Origin of the sequence: Salimicrobium jeotgali, assembly GCF_001685435.2 — a bacterium.
GTDB classification, from domain to species: domain Bacteria; phylum Bacillota; class Bacilli; order Bacillales; family Halobacillaceae; genus Salimicrobium; species Salimicrobium album.
Map to the genome: position 1 here is coordinate 472247 of NZ_CP011361.2, position 25628 is coordinate 497874.

At 47.9% G+C, this 25628-nt stretch carries 20 protein-coding genes; 15 read left to right on the top strand and 5 right to left on the bottom strand.

Annotated elements, in window-relative coordinates:
• Positions 1-85 precede the first annotated feature (85 nt).
• The 12 genes from AAV35_RS02390 (at position 86) to AAV35_RS02445 (ending at position 13259) form a co-directional block, all read left to right on the top strand.
• Positions 86-421 (top strand): helix-turn-helix domain-containing protein, encoded by a 336-nt coding sequence (locus tag AAV35_RS02390; RefSeq protein ID WP_008590432.1) that lies wholly within the window; start codon positions 86-88, stop codon positions 419-421.
• A 1033-nt stretch (positions 422-1454) separates the two neighbouring features.
• Positions 1455-3038: an ATP-binding protein gene (locus AAV35_RS02395; RefSeq protein ID WP_008590430.1), complete on the top strand. Its 1584-nt coding sequence runs from the start codon at positions 1455-1457 to the stop codon at positions 3036-3038.
• Complete coding sequence (locus tag AAV35_RS02400; protein ID WP_008590429.1) at positions 3035-3700, top strand: response regulator; 666 nt, start codon at positions 3035-3037, stop codon at positions 3698-3700. Before AAV35_RS02395 ends, AAV35_RS02400 begins: the two co-directional genes overlap by 4 nt.
• A 147-nt stretch (positions 3701-3847) precedes the next feature.
• Positions 3848-4864: a tripartite tricarboxylate transporter substrate binding protein gene (locus AAV35_RS02405; RefSeq protein ID WP_008590427.1), complete on the top strand. Its 1017-nt coding sequence runs from the start codon at positions 3848-3850 to the stop codon at positions 4862-4864.
• A gap of 67 nt (positions 4865-4931) precedes the next feature.
• On the top strand, positions 4932-5390 hold the full coding sequence (locus AAV35_RS02410) for a tripartite tricarboxylate transporter TctB family protein (RefSeq protein WP_008590425.1): 459 nt from the start codon (positions 4932-4934) through the stop codon (positions 5388-5390).
• 16 nt (positions 5391-5406) lie between these two features.
• Positions 5407-6897 (top strand): tripartite tricarboxylate transporter permease, encoded by a 1491-nt coding sequence (locus tag AAV35_RS02415; RefSeq protein WP_008590422.1) that lies wholly within the window; start codon positions 5407-5409, stop codon positions 6895-6897.
• Between the two features lie 649 nt (positions 6898-7546).
• Positions 7547-8944 carry an O-antigen ligase family protein gene (locus tag AAV35_RS02420; protein WP_008590420.1) on the top strand — a complete coding sequence of 466 codons (1398 nt, stop codon included), beginning with the start codon at positions 7547-7549 and terminating at the stop codon, positions 8942-8944.
• Positions 8945-8962: 18 nt separating this feature from the next.
• Complete coding sequence (locus AAV35_RS02425) at positions 8963-10060, top strand: glycosyltransferase (protein WP_008590419.1); 1098 nt, start codon at positions 8963-8965, stop codon at positions 10058-10060.
• Positions 10061-10534 carry a PssD/Cps14F family polysaccharide biosynthesis glycosyltransferase gene (gene pssD / locus AAV35_RS02430; protein ID WP_008590416.1) on the top strand — a complete coding sequence of 158 codons (474 nt, stop codon included), beginning with the start codon at positions 10061-10063 and terminating at the stop codon, positions 10532-10534. It abuts the gene before it with no gap.
• Positions 10531-11010: a PssE/Cps14G family polysaccharide biosynthesis glycosyltransferase gene (gene pssE, locus AAV35_RS02435; protein ID WP_008590413.1), complete on the top strand. Its 480-nt coding sequence runs from the start codon at positions 10531-10533 to the stop codon at positions 11008-11010. Before pssD ends, pssE begins: the two co-directional genes overlap by 4 nt.
• Before the next feature lie 37 nt (positions 11011-11047).
• Complete coding sequence (gene galU / locus AAV35_RS02440) at positions 11048-11932, top strand: UTP--glucose-1-phosphate uridylyltransferase GalU (RefSeq protein WP_008590411.1); 885 nt, start codon at positions 11048-11050, stop codon at positions 11930-11932.
• A 16-nt stretch (positions 11933-11948) separates the two neighbouring features.
• Positions 11949-13259, top strand: a complete 1311-nt coding sequence (locus AAV35_RS02445) for a UDP-glucose dehydrogenase family protein (protein WP_008590409.1) — start codon at positions 11949-11951, stop codon at positions 13257-13259.
• A 216-nt stretch (positions 13260-13475) separates the two neighbouring features.
• Here the strand turns inward: AAV35_RS02445 and AAV35_RS02450 are convergent, their stop codons facing one another.
• The 4 genes from AAV35_RS02450 to AAV35_RS02465 form a co-directional block, all read right to left on the bottom strand.
• Positions 13476-14993: a putative polysaccharide biosynthesis protein gene (locus tag AAV35_RS02450; RefSeq protein ID WP_008590407.1), complete on the bottom strand. Its 1518-nt coding sequence runs from the start codon at positions 14991-14993 to the stop codon at positions 13476-13478.
• A complete protein-coding gene (locus AAV35_RS02455) occupies positions 14990-15739 on the bottom strand; it encodes a WecB/TagA/CpsF family glycosyltransferase (RefSeq protein ID WP_008590405.1) in 750 nt (249 codons plus the stop codon). The genes AAV35_RS02450 and AAV35_RS02455 overlap by 4 nt, the downstream gene beginning before the upstream one ends.
• A gap of 44 nt (positions 15740-15783) precedes the next feature.
• Positions 15784-16866: a polysaccharide pyruvyl transferase CsaB gene (gene csaB, locus AAV35_RS02460; RefSeq protein WP_008590402.1), complete on the bottom strand. Its 1083-nt coding sequence runs from the start codon at positions 16864-16866 to the stop codon at positions 15784-15786.
• A gap of 107 nt (positions 16867-16973) precedes the next feature.
• Complete coding sequence (locus AAV35_RS02465; RefSeq protein WP_008590399.1) at positions 16974-18926, bottom strand: S-layer homology domain-containing protein; 1953 nt, start codon at positions 18924-18926, stop codon at positions 16974-16976.
• 335 nt (positions 18927-19261) lie between these two features.
• On the opposite strand from AAV35_RS02465, the gene AAV35_RS02470 reads away from it, so the two are divergent.
• From AAV35_RS02470 to AAV35_RS02480, 3 genes are all read left to right on the top strand, one after another.
• On the top strand, positions 19262-20647 hold the full coding sequence (locus AAV35_RS02470) for an N-acetylmuramoyl-L-alanine amidase (RefSeq protein ID WP_008590396.1): 1386 nt from the start codon (positions 19262-19264) through the stop codon (positions 20645-20647).
• Positions 20648-20742: 95 nt separating this feature from the next.
• A complete protein-coding gene (locus AAV35_RS02475) occupies positions 20743-22401 on the top strand; it encodes a S8 family peptidase (protein WP_008590394.1) in 1659 nt (552 codons plus the stop codon).
• Between the two features lie 140 nt (positions 22402-22541).
• On the top strand, positions 22542-23924 hold the full coding sequence (locus tag AAV35_RS02480) for an N-acetylmuramoyl-L-alanine amidase (RefSeq protein ID WP_008590392.1): 1383 nt from the start codon (positions 22542-22544) through the stop codon (positions 23922-23924).
• Between the two features lie 130 nt (positions 23925-24054).
• Here the strand turns inward: AAV35_RS02480 and AAV35_RS14200 are convergent.
• Positions 24055-25418, bottom strand: a protein-coding gene (locus tag AAV35_RS14200; protein WP_156874356.1) for an IS1182 family transposase whose coding sequence is annotated in 2 segments (ribosomal slippage) — positions 24055-24851 and positions 24851-25418 — 1365 coding nt in all. Because the reading frame shifts where the segments join, the coding sequence is not laid out codon by codon here.
• Positions 25419-25628: the final 210 nt, after the last annotated feature.

The window sequence follows — 25628 nt, forward strand, 5'->3', positions numbered from 1 at the left end:
GTATTTCATCTATAACTTGAATGGTACTTTATATAGAACATCATGAAATAATGTGCTATACTTTTTTAGAAAGAAGGTGAGAGATATGATAGGCGATCGTATACAGCATATAAGGAAAAACCGGGGGTACTCCCTGTCTGAACTCGCCGAAAGGGCGAACGTTGCCAAATCGTACTTAAGTTCGATTGAACGCAACATTCAGAAGAACCCGTCGGTTTTATTCCTGGAGAAGATTTCAAAAGAACTCGATGTCTCCATGAACTATCTTCTGCACGGAGAACAGCAGGACGTCAACGAGCCGCTGGATGACGAATGGGTGAACCTGGTGAAAGACGCTATGAGTTCGGGACTCTCCAAGGAACAGTTCAAAGACTATCTGGAATTCAATAAATGGAAGTTGAATAAAAGCGATAAGGAATAAGTGCGCCCGGCAAGGCGGCACTTATTTTTTTGTGAAAAACTATAGACTTTATTCGTGATAAATAATATAATGTTCTTAATAAAGAAATATGTTTAGAGCACATACAGCCGGGAAACACTAAAATGAAGACAGAGGCAGGAATTTTTACGAGGAAATATCTGGTTTTTGCAGTGGTTTATGATATAATGTGAAATGATATTGAACGAACGGACCAGTTCCGGGCTGATTCATACACCCCGGGATATGGAGCACTCCAGTGAGAGATTTGTAGAAGGGTCATCACGGATTACTGATTTATAAAGATAAAAACATCAGAAGAAAAAGGTGAGTATTGTGCAACAGCAAGAACAGTTGAAGGAAGTTTTGCAAAACGTCATCCAGAAGGCTGAAACGTCCGAATTGGCGACTTCCCAGGACGTCATCCAACAGTTGATGGAACTTCTTCAAAAATGATTATGTAAAAGAGGGTCTGCCTTAGTATAAGGCAGACTTTTTGTATGGCTGATTTTACGTTTTGCGTGCCCTTCAGAAGCCCGGTGACTGTCTGAAGGTAACGAAACCGCCCGAATCGTTCCCTTCACACCTGTTAAAAGTCTCCGAAGGTAACGATTACTGAACAATCGTTCCCTTCACACCTGTTGAAAGCCTCCGAAGGTAACGATTACTGAATAATCGTGCCCTTCACGGCCGAAAACCTCCTCCCAAGGGAACGAATACGAACGCTGGCACGAACCGGCCCCAGGAAATACGGCTTTCGTGCCCTTTAGAAGCCTTTCATCCGGCCGAAGGTAACGAAACCGCCCGAATCGTTCCCTTCACACCTGTTGAAAGCCTCCGAAGGTAACGATTACTGAAGAATCATGCCCTTCACGGCTCAAAACTCCATCCCAAGGGAACGAAAGCCTCGCGAATTAAACTATCAAGCAGCTTTTCTTCCCCTAAGACTTACCAGCGCTTCTTTAATAATAACCACCCGCCCCCGTAGATGCATATGTTACTATATCGAAGAGAGATCACGTGAGGGGGAGCCGGCATGAATGTAAAATTGCAAACGAAGATTCTGGGCCTTGTGCTGTCTTTACTTCTCCTGGTCACTGTAACTTTTACGGGTGCTTACGCTTTTATGGAAAAAGAAGAAGTGGAACAGGACGTAGGGCAGTTGGCATTACAGGTGGCTTCTACCATTTCATTTATGCCGACAGTGAAAGAAGCTTTTGCATCGGAAAATCCTTCGGAAATCATCCAGCCTATAGCGAAAAGCGTCCAGGGAGAGACAGGTGCAGAATTCGTAGTAGTGGGGAATAAGGATGGGATTCGTTACGCTCATCCCGACGAATGGAAGATCGGGAAAAAGATGGTAGGCGGAGATAACAGCCGGGCTCTCAAAGACGGTGAATATTATACGTCGAGAGCGGAAGGAACGCTTGGACCATCGCTTAGGGGGAAAGCACCAATCATTTCCGACAGTGGGGAGATCATCGGCCTCGTTTCGGTCGGATTCCTTATTGAAGATATACGTACGATGGTATGGAATGAAATGGAAACCATCATACTTATCGCCACCGGCGTTCTTCTGCTGGGTGTAATCGGAAGCTTACTCCTGGCCCGCAGCATCCGAAAAGATACCCTTGGACTTGAACCCTATGAAGTGACTTCTTTTTATCAGACGCGGGAAGCGATTTTATCATCCGTAAAAGAAGGGATCATAGCGATCGACAGTCAGGGGCGTGTGACGATGATCAATCAGTCGGCACTGGAACTGCTTGGATTGGAAAATGCGGACGCCGGTGCGAATATAATTGATATTTTTCCGAATACGGGAATGCTTCGTACATTACAAAGCGGTAAAGCAGAGCAGGATGAGGAAATAGTTCTGAATAACAAAGTGGTGATTGTGAACCGTACGCCCATCCGGGAAAAGGGAGAGACAGTAGGAGTAGTCTCCAGCCTCCGGGATAAAACGGAAGTCAGAGAAATGGTCAACACGTTGTCCGAAGTAAAGCGTTATTCGGAAAGTCTGCGTGCCCAGACGCACGAATACACGAACAGAATGTATGTTTTACTTGGCCTGATGCAGCTCGGTAATACAAAAGAAGCGACGGAAATGATAGAACAGGAGTTTACAGAATCGGAGCCCCAACAGAAAATCATCTTCCAGCGTATACATGACGATACGACGCAGGCTATTCTTACAGGGAAGATCAGTAAAGCATCCGAGAAAAAAGTCAGATTCAAAATTGACGAAGATTCTTCTCTGGAGCGTCTGCCTGAACACATTAATAAAGTGGAACTTATAACGATCCTCGGTAATATTGTGGATAATGCTTTTGAAGCGGTGCAGAATCAGAAAGAAAAGCTGGTTGAAGTTTTCATCACGGATATCGGCAATGACATCATATTTTCCGTGACAGATAACGGGCCGGGGATACCGGAAGATATGTATGAATCTATTTTTCAGAAGGGCTCTTCCACCAAAGACGGCGTGATGCGGGGATACGGCCTTTGGAACGTCCAGCAGATTATTGATAAGCTCGGAGGGACGATTGAAATTCTCGATAACACAGGAGGAGGCACTGTTTTCTCCGTGTTTTTACCGAAAGAGAGGGATAGACGATGAAAGTGATGATTAGCGAAGACGATTTCAGAGTGGCGAATTTACATGAACAGTTTCTGAATACGATCGAGGACATAGAGGTTGTCGGAAAAGCTGCGAATGCTGAAGAAACAATCGCTCTCGTGGAAGAAAAACAGCCGGACCTTCTCCTTCTTGATGTGTATATGCCCGATGAACTCGGTTCACATCTGCTGCCCCGCATTCGTGATAAATCTCCGCAGACGGACATCATAATGATTACGGCAGCGAAGGACAAAGAAACGGTGGAACACTCCCTGAACTATGGGGTAGTGGACTATATCATTAAACCAATAACGATCGAACGATTCCAGAAGACTATTGAAGAATATAAAAAAAGAGCACATATCCTTAATAAAACCGAAGAGTTCAGTCAAGAGACGCTCGATTTTCTCCTGAATCAGAAAGAAGAGAATAAGGAAGAAGAGGTACCCAAAGGAATCGACCCGCTTACTTTAAAAAAAGTCGAACAATTTTTGACGAGTGAAGAAGCAGGAGTGACGGCGGAACAGGTGAGTGAGAGAATGGGTGCTTCGAAAACGACAGCACGAAGGTACCTGGAGTATCTGGTTTCCATTAATACTGCGGTAGCCGAAATGAAATACGGAAGAGTCGGTCGCCCGGAAAGAAAATATTACCCCTATTGATCAGCTGGATAAACCGGCTGATCTTTTTCGTGAATTTTATTTGTTTAATTCATTTAACTTTTCTAATGAAGGATAATTTGAAAACGGTTACATTCAGAAAATTATAATATAAAGTGGAATTATTACAAAAAGAAGGGGAGTTGTAACATGAAAAAAATATTCGTCTTTATCTCTATCATGTTTATTTTTGTTCTGGCAGCTTGCGGAAGTTCCGGTAGTGAAGAGAGTTCAGGGGGCGGTGAAGGAGAAGGAAGCGAGGACTGGAAACCTGAGAAGAACGTTGAAATTGTAGCACCGGCCGGAGCTGGCGGCGGTTGGGACACTACAGCACGAAGTGTAGGGAAAATCCTTGAAGAAGAAGACATTATGGACAAAAGTGTGGGCGTCGTGAACAAAGAAGGTGGAGGTGGTGCCGTAGGGTGGTCTTACATAAACAGCACGAACAACCCTCACAATATTTTCGTTTCCTCACCGCCTCTCGTATTTATCCCGTTGAATGGCCAGTCGGAGCTCAGCTATGAAGATTTCACTCCTCTGGCTAACATGATCGCTGACTACGGTGCGTTCGCAGTGGACGCAGATGCCAAGTGGAATGACCTGAACGAATTGTTCGAGGATATGAAGAAAGACCCTTCAAGCGTAACGGTCGTGGGGACGTCTTCTCCCGGATCCATGGACCACATGCAATTTGTTTCTATAGCGAAAAAAGCAGGCGTGGACATCAAAAAAATTAAATACGTATCTGCTCAGGACGCAGGTGGTATGACTCAGATCATGAATGGCAGCGCTGATGTCTACTCTACGGGTGTGGCAGAGACGGTGGAACAGGTGAAAGCAGGAGAAGTGAAAGTTCTCGGTATCACAGCAGAAGAACGTCTCGACGGCGAAGTCCTTTCTGAATTCCCTACCGCCAAGGAACAGGGAATTGATGCAACGTTCGTTAACTGGAGAGGGTTCTTCGGCCCCGGTGACATGACGGAAGCTCAAGTTTCTTTCTACGAAGAAAAGTTGAAAGAAGTGAGCGAATCCGAGGCCTTTGCCGATATTCGTGATAACTACGGATGGAATGAAATGTATATGAACAGTGACGAGTACAAGGAATTTCTCCAGAAACAGACAGAAGAATTGGGAGCCCTTCTGGATGAACTGGACATGAAAAAATAATGGTTGAAGAAAGGGCCTTTTTACGAAAGGTCCTTTCCTTAAGTGAATTCACCAGGGAGGTGTTGATATGTTGAAGACGATGAATCAGAAAGTCAGTATTTTTCTGATTGTACTTGCAGTCGGCTATCTTTATGCAGCGTACAATTTGAAGAAATATCCGTACGTTCCTGTAGACGCCGATGCCGTCCCTAAAGTGTTGGGGTACTTGCTTATCGGGCTTGCAGTCATTCTGTTTTTCGACAAATCCTCGGAGACTGAAGAGGATAAAGAGAAGCGCAACGTACCGAAGAAAGAAATTCCGATTATGCTCGGAGTAGGAGTTTTGATTTTCCTTTACATATTTCTTCTCGAAATTCTGGGCTTCATCGTTACCTCTGCTCTGTTTATTTTTGGATGTTCTCTGTTTCTCGGTTACAGAAAACATATTACGAATGTGCTGGTGTCGATCATCGTTCCAGGAGTGCTTTATGTAACGTTCACTTATCTTCTTAACATTATTCTGCCACAAGGCATATTGCCATTTTAGAAAGGAGGAAACACGTATGGGTGCAATGGAAGGAATAGCTCAGGGATTCCAGGTTGCTTTCAGTTTGCAGGGCATCCTGTTTGTACTGATCGGTGTCATCGCCGGAACACTTATAGGAATGATGCCCGGGCTGGGACCGATCAGCGCAATAGCTATCATGATTCCTGTCACTTACGGGATGGAAGCATCGGTTGCTCTGATCATGATGGCAGGAGTATATTACGGAGCGGTTTTTGGAGGATCGACGTCTTCCATTCTTCTGAACGCTCCCGGCATTTCCGGAACGGTAGCATCGTCCTTTGACGGGTACCCTATGGCACAGAGGGGGGAAGCGGGTAAAGCTTTAGCGATTGCCGCGATTTCATCCTTCGTCGGCGGTACGGTATCGGTCGTACTATTGATGCTGTTTGCCCCGATGCTTTCACAGGTGGCAGTCTCTTTCGGTCCTGCTCAGTACTTCGCTCTGATGTTCCTCGGACTGACTGCTATTTCAAGTCTGTCCGACGGTTCGACGACGAAAGCGCTGATCACTGCAACGATAGGGTTCATGACTGCTACTATCGGCCTTGATGGTCAGACGGGAACGAGCCGTTTTACATTCAACAACCCAAACCTTATGGAAGGGATCGATTTTCTCGTAATCGCCCTTGGATTATTTGCTATTGCGGAAGTCTGTTTTTTGATCATTAAAAGAAAAGATACTTCCCTAAGTGATCAGGGGGACATCGGAAGCCTTCGTCTTTCTAAAGAAGATTTCAAAGAAATGAGAGGACCCATGACACGTCAGTCGTTCCTCGGTTTTCTTCTCGGTGTTTTGCCGGGAGCTGGTGCAACCATCGCTTCTTTCATCGGCTATATTTCCGAGAAACGGATCGCTAAAAATCCTGAAAAATTCGGGAAAGGTTCCATTAAGGGGCTGGCCGCTCCTGAAACGGCGAACAACGCTGCGACCAGCGGTGCATTTGTACCACTCCTGAGTCTTGGGATCCCGGGATCCGGTACAACGGCCGTCATGCTGGGTGCTCTGCTGGTACTCGGTATTCAGCCGGGACCGCTGCTCGTGCAGGAAAGCCCGGACGTCTTCTGGGGTATTATCGCAAGTATGTATATAGGGAATATTTTCCTGCTGATATTAAACCTGCCATTAATACCTTACATTGCTAAAATACTGAAAATATCCAGACCGCTGCTCATTTCGCTTGTCATCATCTTCAGTTTAATAGGAGTGTACTCCATCAGTTTTAACACGTTCGACCTTTACGTCCTGCTCTTTTTCGGGGTAGTTGGCTACTTTATGAGAATTCTGAACTTCCCGGCCGCTCCGTTCATTCTGGCGTTTATACTCGGAGGTATGATGGAACAGTCGCTGCGACAGGCCTTAACTGCTTCCGGCGGGAATGTTATGGCACTAATATCCGACCCCGTATCGATCAGCCTTTACGTAGTGAGCGCCTTATCTTTTATCGTTCCTTTGATTCGTACGAGAAAAAACAAATCAGCCGCGTGAAAAAGGACCGCCTCGTTTTTGAGAGCGGTCTTTTCAGTGTGTTATTCTATTTCTTTCGTTCCCTTCAGGAGCCCTTCATCCGCCCGAAGGTAAGGAAACCGTCCGAATCGTGCCCTTCGCACCTCTTGAAAGCCTCCGAAGGTAACGATTACTGAATAATCGTGCCCTTCGCACCTCCTAAAAGCATCTGAACGTCACGATTTCCTGGCCGCCTTCTTTTCTCCGGTACACCTTTGTACATACTCTCATAGTACGGTAGAATAGATGAAGATAAATAACGGTGTGCATCTTTATTTCCCCGGAAATACTACAATCCTCTGCTGCCGGATTTGAGGGAAGGGAGCACGGAAATATACTTTTTATTATAGAAACGTATAACTTCCTTACTATTTTCGAAAAAGAAACTGGATTGCCCCCCCTTTATCAAAGCGATTTAATGTTATAATGTTGCAGTGCAACTTTAATGATTGATGAAAGAGGTTGTCACATGGAAGAAGCACGGAGGTCGCAAAACCATCAGCACGCATACAGCGAATCACACTGTTACATAAAAAAAGTATCATCACAGACATAAAATATCTTTATATCCGAAAAGGCTATCTTTAGGAGCCGTGATAGATATGAAGAGATACCTAGGAGGATTTATTAAATGCAAGCGATCAGCGATAATAACAAATTGAAAAAAGGGCTGGAGGTATATTTCCTGCTGTACATTCTGCTGCAGCCTTTTCTTGATATCACAGCTTTCGTGAATCTGCCTGTCTCTGAGCCTGTACGTGTCCTTTCCATGATGGCGGGTGTTTTTTACGTCGTTTTTCTGACAGCACCGTCTAAAGGGAAGAAAATAGCTCTCCTGTACATTGGAGCAGCCGCCGCGTTTTTTGCTTTGAATCTTATCAACAACTATATTTTCAAAGATCCGTTCTCGTTAGTAGCGGAGATTACTTATTTAACAAAAACAGCGTATGTTGTAATGATGATCGTCATTTATTACTTTGTAATTGAAGCTCTTTACTCAAGAATCAAGTGGAAAGCTCTGATCAGACAGCTCGTATTCTGGGCCATCTCTGTCGTGAGTATCGTCATGGTCGTGGCGTCCATAACGGACACCGGAAAAAGGAGTTATGGTTATCTCGCGAAAGAAGGGCACTCCGGATGGTTCTTCTCCGGTAATGAGATCAGTATTATTATCGGCATGGGCTTCGGTTTCATGCTGCTCGCCTACATGGTCCGTGACGGGGAGAAAGAGTCACTCTGGAAGCTTCCGCTGGTGGGTCTGACCATTTATGCGGCTCTGACCGTCGGCACAAAAGTCGCCCTCGGTTCCATACTCGCACTTCTCGCCGTAGGTATTCTGGCAGCGCTGATTCAGTGGTGGAAGAAGAAGGGATGGCACAATGTTGTCGTATTGCCCGTCCTTCTTCTGCTGACGGTTATGGCTATTCCTTATACGGCTATCGGGAATAACCTGGATCTGACGATAAGTCAGATTGAAGAAGAGCAGGAAGCGCAGCAGGACAACGACCCGGCAAACAGCCCGGGCGGAGGTTCAGCGGAAGAGGGGGGAGAGACTGCGGACAACAGTACCGGAGGAACTTCTCAATCAGTGGAACAATTACTGAGCAGTCGCGGTGACTTCTTTGACGCGCAGCTGGTGGACTATAAAGAAGCGGTCATCACCCAGAAGCTTCTCGGCATGGGGTACGGCGGGAATTATGAAGGAGATCCGAAACTGGTGGAGATGGACTTCTTTGACTGGTTCTTCAACTTCGGAATTATAGGCTTTATCCTATTGAGTGCTCCCATCTGGTTCCTTCTCGGAAGGACTGTCGTATTAATTGTCAAAGCGAAAGGGAAAGTGTTCACGCCGTACTTCCTGCTTACAGGAACGGCTGTCGGTCTCGGACTCGGAGCTGCATTTACCGCCGGGCACGTATTGTCTTCTCCGGCTTCCGGTTTCTACCTGGCCCTTGCAGTCGTCTATTTAAACTTCGAAACGTATCAGCTGTATAGACAGAATAGCCGTGAGAGCTATCATTTCAGATAAAAAAGGAGCAGCTTCTTTATGAAGAGAATCTTAGTGATTTCCAATATGTATCCGGGAAAACGAAGCAGAACATTCGGTATCTTCGTCAAGAATCACGTGGAAATGCTTCGCAGTCGCGGTTTTGAAATAGACGTACTCGGCATCCGTGACCCGCGTATGGGGAAAAAATTTGTCATACAGAAGTACGTAAAGTGGCTCGGCAAGTTTGCCTGGCAGCTTCTTAAGAACAGGAAAAAATACGATGTCATCCATGCCCACTACGTATTCCCGAGCGGTCTCCTCGCCCGGATCTTCAAAAAAATATCCGGAGCCCCTATGATCGTCACTGCTCACGGCGGTGATATCGACCGGATGGCAAGAAAAAACAATCTGATTGCCGGAGAAACGAAACGGATACTCCGGGATGCGGATGCGATCATCGCAGCCGGAGAAGGATTGCGGCAGGATATGATCAGCGATTTCGGCGGGGACCCGGAGAAAATATCCGTCCTCAGCATGGGAGTGGACCGTAACAAATTCTACCCGCGGGATAAAAGTGTCAGCAAAAAAATGCTCGGGCTTGATGTTAACTGTTTTCATATCCTGTACGTAGGCAATATAATTAAAGCGAAGGGAATCGAAGAGCTGGTGAACGGTTTTCGGGAAGTAGAAAAGCAGAACAGCAGCGTTCATCTTCACCTCGTCGGCGAAGTGAAGGAACCGGACTTTTACAACGAAGTGAGAGCGGCTATTCCGGAATCGCCCGAAAGTCGTATCCATTTCCACCCTTCCGTCAATCAGGATAAACTGGCCGAGTGGATGTCGGCGGCCGATCTGTTCGTCCTGCCGTCCCACATGGAAGGCCTCGGTCTCGTCGCTATCGAAGCGATGGCCTGCAATACGCCGGTACTTGGTACCCGCGTCGGCGGGTTGCAGTATGTGCTGGCAGACGGGAGAGGCGAACTTGTGGAACCGCAGAACGAGCGTGCACTGGCTGAAAGCATGAACAAGCTTATCAACGACCCGGAATTGAGAAAAACGTACACAGAACAGGGAGAAACGATGGCACAGAAACATGATTTAGAAACGGTGGTACGTAAGCTGGGACAGATGTACGAAGAGATGGGGGAGAAATGAATGGGTAAAGATAAAAAATTACTGCTGATATCTTCAATCGGGGGACATCTCACTCAACTCCTTCAGCTCGAACCATTGTTTTCCCAGTATGACTACCACATCGTGACCGAAAAATCGGCGATTACGAAACAAATGAAGAAGAAGCACCCGGTCTCCTTCCTCGTTTACGGGGGCAGGAACTATCCGGTGCGGTACATTTTCAAGTTTTCCTTCAACATCATGAAGTCTTTTTTCCTTTTCTTAAGAGAAAGGCCGGACGTGGTAATTACGACCGGAGCTCACACGGCGGTGCCGATGTGCTACATAGCGAAGCTTTTCCGGAAGAAAGTGATTTACATTGAAAGTTTCGCCAAAACTACGTCACCAAACTTGTCCGGCAGACTCGTCTATCCGATTGCCGACCTTTTCGTCGTGCAGTGGGAATCGATGAAGAAAGTCTACCCGAAAGCAGTGAACGGGGGGTCGATCTATTGATTTTTGTAATTCTCGGTACGCATGAGCTCCCCTTTCCGCGACTCTTGAAAGAAGTGGAAAGGCTGAAGATTGACGGGGTCATTGACGAGGAGATCATCGTGCAGAACGGTCACACGTCCTACAGCAGCGAATATATGACTTTCTCTCCTTTCGTCAGCTATGAGGAGATGGACAAGCTCTTCGATCAGGCGGACCTGATCATTACTCATGCAGGAACCGGCTCGGTGACGACCGCCCTCAAAAAGGGAAAGAAGGTGATTGCGGTAGCCCGCCTGGCGGAATTCGGGGAGCACAACGACGACCATCAGCTCGAACTGGTTAACGTCTTCGAGGAACAGGGCCATATCCTCAGTTGGGCCCCGGGGAAAGACCTCGCGGAAGTGATCGCCCAGGCCAGGAACTTTGAACCGGAGGCTTTCGTCTCAGGAAAAGCGGGTATGATCAACCTGCTGGAAACATATATAGAAAATTTATGATAGAATTGAAGGAAATGGATAGAAAGGTGGAGGTCAAATGAAAGTGAAAAAAGCTATTATCCCGGCAGCGGGACTCGGTACACGTTTTTTACCTGCAACAAAAGCTCAGCCGAAAGAAATGCTTCCGATTGTAGATAAACCGACGATTCAGTATATCGTCGAGGAAGCAGTGGATTCGGGCATCGAGGATATCATTATCGTCTCCGGCCGCGGCAAGCGGGCAATCGAGGACCACTTCGACAAATCATACGAGCTTGAAGAAAAGCTTGAGGAGAAAGAGAAGTATGATCTGCTCAAAGAAGTGGAGGACATTTCCAACCTTGCGAACATCCACTACATAAGACAGAAGGAACAGAAAGGACTTGGTCACGCAATCGCCACTGCCAGCCGGTTCATCGGCAACGAACCGTTCGCTGTTCTGCTCGGGGACGACATCGTACAGGCGAATGGAACTCCGTGTCTGCGTCAGCTGATGGATGTGTACGAGAAGGAAGAAGCATCCGTCGTCGGCGTCCAGGACGTACCGGAGAACCAGGTCTCAAGCTACGGTATCATTAAGACGAAGAATAACGAAGAACTGTCGGACGGATACGTCGAAGTCGAGGACCTTGTGGAGAAACCTGCCCTTGAAGATGCTCCGTCGAACCTTGCGATTATGGGCCGGTATATTCTTACGCCGGAAGTGTTCGATATTCTTGAAACACTTCCACCCGGAGCAGGCAATGAAATCCAGCTTACGGACGCCATCAAAAAGCTGACGAATACACAGAAGGTACTGGCTTACAATTTCGTGGGTGAAAGATTCGATATCGGAAACAAACTCGGGTTCATCGATGCCCAGATTGATTTTGCACTGAACCGCAGCGATCTGAAAGAGGATATACTGCAGCTTCTTGAGGATAAACTGGAGAAATATAAGTGAGGAAACAGGTGAGACAATGAAAATTTCAGTAATTGGTACAGGATATGTAGGACTTGTCACAGGGGTATGTCTTTCAGAAGTCGGCCATGAAATTACCTGCCTGGATATCGACTCCAGGAAGGTGGAGCGGCTGAACCGTTCGGAGTCGCCTATTTATGAGCCGGGTCTTGAGGATATGATGAAAAAGAATATCGATGCAGGCCGTCTTGATTTCACAGACAGCTACGAGACGGCCATGCGGGGCCGCGACATCGTCATCATCGCTGTCGGTACGCCGCAGGCGGATGACGGTTCCGCAGAGCTCGTTTACCTGAATAACGCCTGCCGCAGCATCGCCGAAACGATGACGAACGACATGATCGTCGTTACGAAAAGTACGGTGCCGGTCGGTACGAACGAGCACGTGAAGAACGAAATCGAGAAACACCATAACGGATCTTACAGCGTCGAGGTCATTTCCAATCCGGAATTCCTGCGCGAAGGTTCCGCTATTCATGACACATTCAACGGGGACCGCATCGTCGTCGGAGGCGAGAGTGAACAGGCCGTTGAAAAAGTGAAGAGCATATTCGAACCGTTCGGCGTTCCGATCATCATGACCGACCTGCGCAGTGCCGAAATGATCAAGTACGCGTCGAACGCCTTCCTTGCGACAAAGATCAGCTTCATCAACCAGCTCAGTAATCTGTGCGAACGGATCGGCGCAAACGTCGAAAGCGTCGCGAAGGGTATGGGCATGGACAAGCGTATCGGCGACAAATTCCTGAACGCGGGAGTCGGCTACGGCGGCTCCTGCTTCCCGAAAGATACGAGCGCCCTCAGTGCCATCGCTCAAAGTGTAGATTATGATCTTACTATCGTGGACAGCGTCATCGCTACGAACGAAGGGCAACAGCGTATTATCGTGGACAAGATCAAGAAAGTTTTCCCGGATCTTGAGAATAAAAGAATCGCCGTTTTAGGTCTTGCTTTTAAACCGAATACGGACGATATGAGAGACGCCCCGTCGATCAAGGTTGTACGTGAGCTTGTCGATGCGGGAGCGGAAGTGTACGCGTATGATCCAATCGCAAGCGAAAACGCGAGAACGTATCTGCCGGGTGCTACCAACTACATGGATTCGGTCGAAGAAGCCATCGACGGTAAAGATTTCGCCGTCATTATGACGGACTGGAAAGAGATCAAGGAGTATTCTCCGGAGAGCTATGCGAAATCTCTCACTAACCCTGTCGTTTTCGACGGCCGCAACTGCTACGGCCTTAAAGAAATCGAAAACACGGGACTTGAATATCACTCGATAGGACGTCCTACTGTTTACAATAAATAATTTAAAGCCACGGAGGCGATAGAACGCTCCGTGGCTTTTTTGTATCTTAATTGTGACGTTGAGAAGGAGAATTTGAGGCTGAAGGTCACGATTAGGCAGTAATCGTTACCTTCAGTAAGAAAAATAACATCCGAAAGTCACGATTCCCCCGTAATCGTGACCTTCAACGCAACGATACGCCCCCGAAGGGCACGCAAACTACAGAACCCCGATTTCTCACCGTTTAACGAGCAGTTTCAGCTCCTGTAAGGACACTACTCTCAACACAAGTAAGCTGCCTCCATAAACTAAGGCCCCTGCCGAAAGGGAAATCATTACAAACAGAAAAGCTTCTCCTCTCGTCCAGCCCCCCGGGGAAAAAAACAGGAAAGGTACAGCCATCGCCGCGCCGGACATTAAAGTACTCCCGAGCAGCCGCAAAAACCGGTCCGGTACCAGACGCAGCTGTGCAGATCTCTTAACAAGCAGCGCATTACCGATATAAATAAACAGGAAGGTCAGCACATTGATGAGAGCGGCACCCGTGAGTCCGAATGCTGGGACAACCAGCAGGTTAAGAACGATTTTCAAAACGGCTGCTGTTGAAATGACCACAGCCGCCTGTTTCCCTTTGCCGAGCCCCTGCAGTATACCTGTCGTAATAATGGAAAAGGAAATGAACACAGAGCTCGCTCCGAGAATGGCCATGACTAAGGTGCCGGATGCATCGGTGAACAGGGCCACGTTCAGCGGAAGGGCCAGGACGACAAAACCGCAAGCCGCCGGCCAGGAAACCAGATGATTCCACCTGTCTGCATTACGGATATCCAGTTTCACTCCGGAGACATCGCCGGCTGCAAGCCGGTGCGAGATGGCCGGAAGAAGGGGATAGATGACGGCTGTTGCAAAAACGGTCGAAATCTGAATAAGCGATAAGCCCCGGCCGTACAGCCCGAAGAGGTAGTTCGAGTCGGCCCGGAGGCCGGCCGGAATCGTGACGGCGTCCACGAACTGAAGCAGTGGCACCGTGAGGGTACCGAAAGCGATCGGGAGCGAAATTTTAAGTATGTATTTACTCCACACCCGGAAATCTTCAAGAGTATATGTTCCGGTGAATTTCCTTCTCGCAGACGGTACTTTTGAGTAACGGAAAACGAGATAGAGGAAAGAAGCGGCGACCCCCACTGTCGAACTCGTCATGACGAACCCGGCCGTCGTGGATGCTTCCATTCCCATGCGGACGGAGATGTAGGCTGCCCCTATAATCACCGCAACTCTCACCGTCTGTTCCATGACCTGGGAGAGAGCCGTCGGTGTCATATCGCCGGTGCCTTGAAAATATCCTCTGTACACCGCCATATAAGGGGCGAAAAGGAGAGCGAAAGACACGGCCCGGATCGCAGGAAGTGTGGAAGGGCCGCCGAGAGCTGTGGCCAGGGGAGAAGCTAATACGTTAACGATAAGAAAAGCGCTGACTCCGAGGAGCGCGCCTAACACGTTGGCGGTTCTATGTATGACCCGGATCTCCCGGGAACTTTCCCTTTCTGCAATCAGCTTCGACAGCGCAAGCGGTATACCGGCTACGGATAGAGTGAGCGCTACCATATATACCGGGTAGACGAGCGAAAAAATACCGAGTACCGAGTCACCCGCAATATTCTGGAGCGGAATTCTGAAAAAGCTTCCGAGAATTTTTGAGAGAAGAATCGACGCGGATAATAGAACCGCACCTTTCATAAGCCCGTTCGTCTTCATTTTCGCATCCGCACTTTTTCTTTGAGTACGCTGAGAGCAAACTGGGGGAGAGAAATCATGCGTCTCCATCTTGCAGGCTGCTGGAGGAGACGGTACAGCCATTCCAGGTTGCAGTTCTGCCAGGAGATGGGTGCTCTCTTCGTAACGCCGGCAAGTACATCGAAGCTGCCTCCCACGCAGAGGAAGACACCTTTGTCGAATCGGTGATAGTTTTCGGCGACCCATTCTTCCTGACGCGGTACTCCGAGCCCGACGAATATAAGGTCCGGTTCCAACGCCCGAATCCGTTCCACAATCAATGTCGTCTCTTCTTCATCATGTATGTTGAAGTACCCGTCGTGATAACCGGCGATGTGCAGATTCGGGTAGTATTTCTCAAGGTTACGCACAGTCTGGGTGATGACTTCGGGTTTAGCTCCGAGCAGGAAAATTTTATAGGAATATTCCTGGGAGACTCTTATAAAATCAACCATAAGGTCGTACCCTGCGACTCTCTCCGGAAGAGGGTTGTTCATGATCCGGGAGGCTTTAACGATACCGATGCCGTCTGCGGTAATATACGAAGCGGACAGGATAGCACTCATATAAGAATTGTTCTTCTTTGCCGTCATAACGATTTCCGGGTTGGCAGTTACGACAAATGATTTTTCCGCGTTTTCGATATGAGAAATGAGATTATTTTTAAGTGTATGACGATCGATACTGCTTACAGGTATCCCGAGGATATCCACGTTCTTCGTTTCCATATGAATCTCCTTTAGTGATTTACAGAGTTCTTTCGGCGACCGGTTCAGTCAAGCCTCTTTCTGAAGTAACGGAGGGCCAGTCCCGGGGTTTTTTCGGCTTCTTTTATAAGAAAGCGGACGGTTGTACAATATTCCGCATAATTATCCTCATCTGACAGATGTTCGAAAGACGCGTTCATTTTAGCGGGGTCCCACGTTTCTTTTTCATCATTTACGTCTCCGAGGACCGGCTGTTTCAGTTCTTTTGCGAACGAATCGATCTTCGGGTCGTACGAAATAGCTGCGAAAGGAACGAAGGCGTTCGCCGCCAGAATAAGAGAGTGCAGACGCATTCCTATGAGCAGAGCGGACGACTCGATGAGTGCCGCTTTCTCTTCAAGAGATAAATGAGAAGGGCTGATCAGGGGCTCCGTTTTCATGAGATGTGCAATATCTTCGGCAGCCTCCGTGTCCGGGACGCCGTGCATCGAAATGAAAAGAACGGTATATCCTGACTCTGCAAGGCGGTCGAGAGCGGAGGCGAGCCCGTGTTTATATTCCCGTGAAACGGTCCAGTCCCGCAGGCTGACCGTCACAATCTCGGAAGTGAGTTTCTTCTCTTCAAGCCATGTACAGGAGGGTTCTGCGAATACAGAGCCCAGCACCGGGTCGGGTGACACCGAGAACGGTCCTTTCACTCCCATTCTATGAAGAAAATTGAGTGATTGTGCATCCCTTACCGTACCTTCCACGTTCTTCAGAGCTCTCCGGGTCATAAGACGGGAGATGGGCCGCTCGAGCGGACCGACGCCCTGGCTGTAAAGAAATACGGGTTTATTATGAAATTTGGCTATACTGACGATAGAAGTGTAATAAATAAGGGTGTTGAGGCTTGTAACATCCTGAAACAGGCTGCCTCCGCCGCTGATCAGTCCGTCTGCCTGACGGATGACCCTGCGGATCTGAGCCATATCCCACCTGTTTACGCCTTCCACCTCGTAGTTACTGCACGTAGTGACGGGGTCGTTGGAGAGGACGGTAAGCCGCACTCCGGGTTCCTGCCGGCGAAGCTGATAAACCATCGCCTGCAGAATAGCCTCATCCCCCGTATTCTGAAAACCGTAGTATCCTGATATGACCAGGTGCATAAATTCTCATCCTTTATTTTCCTTATGTTTTATATCTCATCATTTCCATTTTATCACGAAAAGAACAGGGGAGTAATCATTAAAAGCGATTACTCCCCTGGTGCCGATTATTCAGCGATATTGAGTTTTTCCAGATTCGTTCCATATCGTCCATTATGGCTGTAAACAAAACCTTCGCCGTGATCGACAGGTTTTACACCCGTTTTTCCTGATTCATAGTCTTTCGTCGTGACTTCATACCACGTACCTTCACTCGATGTGTTCACCGTATCAAGAATCTGTACGGTACTTCCTGCTTTCCCGAGCGAGTAAATTTTGCCGGCGGAAGTTCTGGCGCTGGTGCGGACGTTCGTATCCGGCTTCAGCGTTTCCGCGAGAGGAGAAGCGCCGCGTTCGCTTTTCCCTCCATATTTTTTGCTTAAATATTTATCGGCTCTGTACATATGGCCGGCGATCTTCTGTCCCCAGTACGGGTCTGAGGCGTAGTAGACGTTCATACCGGAGCTCTTGTTGCCGAGATGAGCTCCGTAGCTCTTCCACGTGTTCTCGAAATAGCCGGGAACGATGAAATCTTCCGCCGCTTCAAGAATGCCCGTTTCGAAGTTCTTATAGGAGTAGGCACTTTCGTAAGGAGTGCCGTCTCTCGCTCCTATACCGAACAGGTTGTTTTTATCCTGGGCGATCCGGCTCTTACCCCAGTTACTCTCATGGATGGCGTGGGCCATCAGGTACAATGCGTTCGTTCCGTGCAGTTTTTCGGCTTTCTTGAAGTCATCACCGGTACCGATAAGCGGACTATTCGGCTGTTCGGCGGCGATGAAATTGTCGAGCTGTTCCGCTGTGTAGGACGTATCACTGTAAAGAGGGAGGCGGTTGAAATACTGATACGCACCTCCTGCTTTGCTGCCGTTTTCGTTCAGAAAAGTGTTGCCATTATAGCTGTAATACTTCCGTCCTTCCCGCATGAAAGAAGGAGCTTTTCCGTATACGTAGGAGCTTCCTGATTTAAGGGATGTATTGTACTTGTAATGGTACAGGTCTCCGTTCTTCGCATAGTAATACGAACGTCCCTCGATCATGGAAGAAGGAACAAGATTGATGTCCTCCTGAGCTACATAACCGACCGTGTCGGCAAGTTGGACTTTCGCATAATCTTCAGTAAGGTCGAGCAGTTTCACTTCGACGCCCGAGGTGAAGTACGTCAGAGAGCTTGAGAGATTCTTATCTTTGTAAATACTTGTGAAAGTGTTCGAGACGGCTTTCCCGTCTTTGATCCAGGCGACGCTGTTCCCTTTCAGCACGACCTGACCGGAAGAGGCGTTGGAGACAGCCTGGTCGTATGTTTTATAACTCTTATGGATGACCGGCTCTTTGTCTTTGCCAAGCGTGGCCACACTGTAGTTATATTTCTCTTCCGGAGGGTTCAGTACTTTCAGTAATCTGTTGATCACGGCTGCCGTTTCCCCCCTCGTCGTAAGGTCGGAAGGAGCGAAGTAAGAGCCCCCGTTAATTACTTTCCCGTTGATGATTTCCAGTCCCGTAAGAATCTGGACCGCTTCTTTCGCGTAAGACCGGATCTTTCCGTTGTCTTTGAACGTCAGAGGTTCCGTTTCCGTAACGATACCTTTGGATTTGGCTGCATTCATCATGATGACGGCCATATTCTGACGGCTTATTTTTTCGTTCGGTTTAAAAGTGCCACCCGGGTAACCCTGAATCAGACCTTCGTTGTTCGCAACGAGTATATAAGGGTAATACCATCTGCCCGGATCCACATCGGAAAAAGAAGTTGGATCGAGCGACTGTAGCTCAGTGATGACTTCTTCTGTCACCGGTAGATCAAGCGCCCTTGTGATGAACGCTGTGAACTGAGCGCGCGTCACCTCAGCTTTTGGCCTATATGTACCGTCCTCGAAGCCCTGCATTATTTCTTTATCTATCAGCGATCTCATATCTTCTTCAAAAGGTGACCCTGAGATATCATCCTGCGCGTGCAGGGCCGGGGCCGAAATGGACAGGAGCATCAATAAAGTGACCAGAAAAACGGAAATCTTTTTCATCAAACAAAACTCCTCCTTGTGCTTTTTCGTTCTCTATAATAAACTATCAGATTAGAACACGTTTGAATAGCTGAATTTTAGGAAAAAACAACAATTTTTTAAGTAATCTATATTTTTGACCATTAAACGCTGGTAAACAGGAGTTTTAATGAACTGAAAAGGGAAATGAATACCCGATTTTTGAGTCTTAAAACCGGGAATTTTGTTAATTGGTTAAAAAGTCCTGTTTAATAAACTTAAAATTAATCGATACAACAAATAGTGAGGAAAAATTCTCGTGCTCCGATCATTCGGACCGGAGCGTAAGTAATAAATCAGGAAAAGGGGTTAAGTGAATGAGAGGTAAGGGTTTACGCTATGCGGTCGTCGTCCTCGTCGCTGTTCTGTTGTTGAGTATGGGAGCAGGCAGTGTGTCAGCTGACACGGTCACCGGGGTTCCCGGTAAGTACAGTAAAGAAATAAACTATTTGATCAGTGAGAACATCATCCAAGGATATCCGGACGGAGATTTTCACGGAGATGACAAAGTTACGAGAGCCCAGGCTGCGGTCATGGTAGGGAGAATGCTCGGACTTCCCGGTGAAAAAAGAAGTACAGATTTCCCTGATGTAGACAAGGGCTTGTACGCTTCCGGATATATACAGTCTGCTAAAGATAAAGGTATCATCACCGGTTTTCCGGAGGGTGACTACCGTCCGAACAAGAGCATGACAAGAGCGGAAATGGCTTACCTGATCGTTAAAGCACTGCGCCTTGAGGCGAAGAGCGACGTTACGTTCACGGACATTCCTAAATCGTCGAAACTCTATGACTATGTGAACAAGCTCAGTACTGCAGGTATTTCAGAAGGGTTTCCTTCCGGAGAATATAAGCCGGACAGAATCATTTCCCGCACAGAATTCTCCCTGTTCGTTGCACGCGGCATGAACAAGGAATTTAAAGTTTCGTCGGGTACGGAAGAGCCGATGGAAGTGCTTGAAAAGCAGATTGTTACGGCTGATTTCCTGAACGTAAGGAATGGAGCCGGATCGAATAACCAGATCGTCGGCAAAATTTATACGGGGGATACCGTCTCCGTTTATAAGAAAGAAGGCAGCTGGTACTACATTTCTTCCGACAACATAAAAGGGTATGTGCATTCCGCGTACCTGATGGATAAGCCATCGAAGACGTATAAAGTCGCCATCGACCCGGGACACGGGGAAAGAGATCCAGGCGCTTCGGCGAACGGTATCGTGGAGAAAGAGCTCGTGCTTGATGTGAGTAAGAAAACGCGGGAGTACCTGGAGAACGCAGGAATGGACGTAGTAATGACGAGACAGTCGGACTGGTATCCTTCCCTGTCAGGCCGGGTAGCTATCGCCGAGCGTAATAACGCTACGGAATTCGTGAGTATTCATGCGAACGCCGCTTCCGAAGGCGCAAACGGTGTAGAGACCTTCTATTACGCAAGCGGTATGTCCAGCAGAGAATTCAACAGCTATAAGCTGGCCAAATTCATCAACGAAAGACTTTACAAAGAGATGGATATGACAGACCGTGGAGTCAAAAACGGGAACTTCCACGTCATAAGAGAGACGTCGTTGACGGCTGTCCTTACGGAAATCGGTTTTCTGACGAACAAAGAAGATGCAGGAAAGCTGAAGACCCAGCACTACCGTGAGGCCGCAGCGAGAGCGATTGCACTTGGAGTCATGGACTATTACAACTGGAAAGAATAAAAGGAATAGAAGCGGACGAATCCTGTCCGTTTCTTTCTGTCGTTTTCCGCTCAGGAGATCCGGCGGAGAAGACAGGAAAAGAAAGGATGGAATGAATGAAGGATATGGGCAGCAAACTCCTGCTCGCAGGCCTTCTGGCGCTGATTGCGGCGTTCGGAGGAGCGGTGACGGAGAACGTTTCAGCCGAAAGCAGTTACAGAGTGGTAGTCGGATTTGAAGAGGGCACCTCGGGCAGGTACAGAACTGCAGGGGAAGGGGAGCATTTACATACGTACGATTCTCTGAACGCTGTAGCTATGAAGATGAACCGTGAACAGATCATCGAGATGCAAAAGAAGCCGGAGGTGGCCTGGGTCGAGTTTGACCAGAGAGTCTCTGTAGCTGCTGAAAGAGAAACGTGGGGCTACGAAGCAACGGAACCGTCGAAGGCAAGAAGCTGGGGCCTTACGGGTGAAGGCGTGAATATTGCAGTCATCGACACGGGAGTAGCCAAAGACCACCCGGATCTCAACGTCCGGGGCGGTGTGAATACGATCGAGGGCTCGACCGGATGGGCGGACGACAATGGCCACGGTACCCACGTTGCGGGCGTACTCAACGCCCAGCCGAACAATAGAGGAACAGTCGGTATAGCTCCCGATGCCGATCTTTATGCTGTCAAAGCCCTGAACAAAGACGGGGACGGCTGGGAAAGTGAAATCATCGCAGGGATCGAGTGGGCTTTCAAGAAAGATGTGGATATCATCAATTTAAGCCTTACGACCTGCAGCTCCTCCATTCCTATGAAGAAAACGCTTGAGAAAGCGGAAGAGAAAGGGGTATTAGTTGTTGCCGCCTCCGGCAACAAAACTCCCTGTAACGGAAGATATCTTCCGGACGTCATGTATCCGGCACGCTATGACAGCGTCGTCGGTACGGGAGCGGTGAATGATGAATTCCAGAGAGCCGCTTTCTCCTACGGAGGTAATTCTCTTGACGTAGTTGCACCGGGCACCGGAGTATACAGCACATATGTAGATGCAAAGACAGGGGTGAACGGATACGAATATTTGAACGGTACTTCCATGGCAGCCCCTTTCGTAAGTGGAGTATTCGCTTTGAACAGAGAAGCCTATCCTCATTACACTGTCCAGCAGCTCAGGAAAGAAGTAAGAGACCGGGCGAAAGACCTTGGACCAAAAGGAAAAGATAAAGACTTCGGTCACGGCCTTGTCCAGGCTCCGGTCAATCCTTTCAAAGATGTGTCTTCCGGCCGCTGGTACTATGAGCCCGTCCGCAAGCTGTACGTCGATGGAACAGTTACAGGGTTTAGAAATGCCACGTTTCGGCCGGATGGGAAGATCAGCCGTCAGGACGTCGTTACGATGCTCGGCAGAACGTTGAATCTGGAGGAAAAAGACTCGAATACCGGATTCCCGGACGTGCAGGAGAATTCGTACAGCGCGGGGTATATATCCGCCGCTGTAGAGAAAGGATTCATTAACGGCTTTCCGGACGGAACGTTCGCTCCGCGTAAAAATATCACGCGCGGCGATATGGCAGTCATGCTGGACCGGGCTTTCCAGTTTCCGGAGGCAGGCAGATCCTATTTCTCGGACGTAAACGGCCGTTACTACACTGAAGCTATAAATGCCGCTGCAAAAGCAGGAGTTCTTTCCGGGTACAGGGACGGGACATATCAACCGTCCGAACCTGTAAGCCGTGCGGAACTTGCTAAAGCACTTTACGAATCAAAAGAATACTCATCCAGATAGTTACTCACCAATATTACAAGAGCATTACAATAATGTTAAGAAACTAATAGTATGCAATAATCATCTATTAATAAAATAATAGTATATTATAATGAACAAAGAGTATCATAAAAATTTGAAAAAAAGGGAGTTTTAACCACATGATCAAAAACTTTAATAAGGTTGTTGTGTTCATGGTCTTTGCTGTTCTTTTCACTGTCGTTCCGCTGAAGGAAGCGAACGCTGCCGTTACAGGAATACCGGGCAGCTATAAGTCTGAAATCAACTACCTCATCCATAAAAAGGTAATCGCCGGTTACCCGGACGGTCGATTCAGAGGAGATGAAGAAGTAAGCAGACAGCAGGCCGCCACGATGGTCGGCAGGGCTCTCGGTCTGAATAACAGGAAGCGGACTACGGAATTTCCCGATGTAGATAAAAATTCGTACGCTTCCGGATACATACAGTCCGCCAAAGATAAAGGAATCATTACCGGTTACCCGGATGGCACATTCCGTCCTCAGAATACGATGACGAGGAAAGAAATGGCCTACCTCGTATCCAAAGCGTTCAATTTCTCGAAGATGAGCGGGGAGTACTTTTCAGATGTAAAAGGCCCGGGTGCCGGCTACAGAGCCGTGAATAAAGTGGCAACAGCCGGTGTAAGTAACGGAACGCCGGACGGAAGATTCCTTCCGAACAAGAAAATAACGAGAACAGAATACTCCCTGTTTCTGGCCCGCGCGATGAATAACGACTACCGGGTGGAACGTGATCTCGCGGTACAGGAAGAAAGAATAATCTCAAGCAGCACTCCCCTTAATGTAAGAATCGGCCCGGGGACTGGATACAAAGTGATTAATCAGTTCAAAACGGGCAGAACTGTCCGTGTCCATAAAAAGGTCGGAAACTGGCTTCAGGTCTCCTATGGAAACACGCTCGGTTTTGTGCATGCAAACTACACGACTTCCGATGTAAGCAGCTCGAGAGTCGTCGCGATTGACGCCGGTCACGGCGGCTGGGACCCGGGTGCTTCCGGACATGGGGTAGTAGAAAAAGAAGTGAACCTGAAAGTATCAAAACTTGTAAGAGACAAACTCGCAGCTTCAGGAGTGAAAGTGGTAATGCCGCGCCGGAATGACACATACATTTCTCTTTCCGGACGGGTGGATTACGCGCAGCGTAATAACGCGGATACGTTCGTAAGTATTCACTCCAACTCTTTTTCGAGTGAAAATGCCTCGGGAGTAGAGACGTATTACTCGGCGGCAGCACTTGGACCGAGAGCATATAAGAGTTATAAACTTTCCCACTTCATTCAGCAACGCCTTGTGAAAGCTATGGATGCTTCCGATCGTGGTGTGAAAGAAGCAGGGTTCCACGTAATCAAGAGAACGACCCTGCCTTCTGCACTTGTCGAGCTTGGATTCGTAACGAACAGAGAAGAAGCCCAGAAACTCGGGTCCTCCTACTGGAGAAACAGAGCGGCAAATGCCGTGTCCCAGGGTATTATTGACTACTACAACTGGGAGGAAAGAAGATAGAGGGAAAATGAGCCTGCAGCTTAGCTGCAGGCTCAGTTTGTTGAGAAAGATAGATAATTGATTTGTTCAAACCACCGTGGAACGTGTCTTTCTTACCTATGTAGATATTTGTAAGGAAAAATGAGCTTTCTTACGCTCGTTTTTTCTCCAGGGTAGTGATTTTTTTGATATTTTGAGCCGTAGCGGTCATGTATGCCTGTTCCTGGACACACGTATGCCCTCGGCCTCTTGCGTATCGATAGCCATGTCGTTCCTTGGCATCCGCGAAACTTCGTTCCACGGTCCAGCTCCGGGATTTATAGAGACGTTTGCCGGTAGCTGTTCGCTTATTCGCTTTGAGTTTTTCTTTCTCTTCCTCCCAGACATGCCGGGTAATGGTTCGCCGGTCGGCTTTTGCGGAAAAACAGTCGCCCCGTAAGGGGCACCCCTGACAGTCTTCAGGACGACTTTTGTACTGACGATATCCCTGACGATCGGTGGTTACATAGGAAAGTTTACAGCCCATCGGGCAGGCGTAAACATCCAGGGTGTCCACGTACGAAAACTTACGTTTCGGTACTTTCACATTGCCACCCTTAAAACGCCGATAGCCAACAACGGCAAAGATTTTTTCTTTATTCAACGTTTTTGCGATATGGCCGGTGGCGTACCCGGCATCCAAAGCGACAGCTTCTACGCAGAAACCGAACGTCCGGGTCTGCGCCCGAAGTCGGTCCAGATAGGGTACGGAATCATGAACATTGGCGGGAGTAATATACGTATCCGTAATGATATTGTACTTAGCATCCACGGTACGGTGATCAAGATAGAAAAACCCTCGAGGCTTATGATCACGCATAAGAAAACCGCTATCGGGATCGGTGATGCTCTCCCTGGTCATCGCGATTTTCTTTGAAGCTGTTCCGCGAGCCTTTTTGGGTTTTAAAGCTTTTTTCCGTGGGTTCTCCGATCTTCCTGAACATCTTCTTCCAGCTCTTCAAGATAATGAGCAATCTTTTCCTGTTTAACCTTACGGACATAGCGGTTCTTATTGGCATTCGCTTTGATATGTGTGGAATCCGTGATCAGGATACGGCCGTCCACCAGACGCTTTTCCTGGGCCTGACGTACGATTTCCTGAAAAATTTCTTCAAAAACGGTCGTATCCTTGAATCGTTTGTGACGATTGAAACTGATGGTAGAGTGATCGGGGATAGGGTCCCGAAGGGAAAAACCGAGAAACCAGCGATACACGATGTTCGCTTTCAGCTCTTTCTCCAGCTGGCGTTCGGAACGAACGCCATAAAAGAAACCGATGAAAAGCATCTTGAATAGGGTGATAGGAGGGATGGAGGTTCGACCATTATCGTGGCAATAGTAAGGGGAAACAATGGTTTCGATAAAGGAAAAATCAATGATTTCATCGACAGCTCGAAGAAAATGATCAGAAGGAACGAATTCTTCTGTAGAGACAGAAACGACGTCACGACGATGATTCACAGGGGTACCCATCATGAGAAATCTCTCCCTTATTCCTTTTCTTTATTATACAACGAAACCATCAAAGAAAGTAGAAAAAAACAAGCTGTCGAGGATAGTTCCTCAACAGCCTGAGCCTGCAGCTTAGCTGCAGGCTTTTTGTTTGTATATAGAGGAGAGGAGCAGAGACATCTGCTCGCTTTCTAAAACGATATATAACGCTAGAATATGAATAGCGACGTACTG